This is a genomic window from Zoogloea sp. LCSB751 (genome assembly GCF_002028455.1).
Classification (GTDB): domain Bacteria; phylum Pseudomonadota; class Gammaproteobacteria; order Burkholderiales; family Rhodocyclaceae; genus Zoogloea.
The window spans coordinates 1-260 of sequence record NZ_MWUM01000325.1; the positions used below are offsets into that span (position 1 = coordinate 1).

The 260-nt window shown below is 59.6% G+C and carries 1 protein-coding gene; it reads right to left on the reverse strand.

What is annotated here, in order from left to right; genetic code table 11:
- A partial coding sequence (locus B4920_RS26820; protein ID WP_216820084.1) for a FlgO family outer membrane protein occupies positions 1 to 260 on the reverse strand: 260 nt, incomplete at both ends.

The following is a 260-nucleotide window of genomic DNA, read 5'->3' on the forward strand; positions in this document are numbered from 1 at the left end:
CAGGCTCTGGGCCGTGGTCTCCACCATCTTGGTACGCAGATCGATGATCCGGGCATTGACCAGGATCCCCTGCGAATTGCGGCTGAAGGTACCGGTCAGGATCCGGGAGATGGGCAGACGGGCGGAGAGATCCTTGTAGTTGCGGCTCATCACGAAGTCGCCACTGGGGGTCACTTGAATGCTGCCCGTGGTCTTGAAGTCCACCACTACTTCACCGCGCCGGTTCAGCTCGTAGATGAAGCTCTCCTCGATCTGCAACC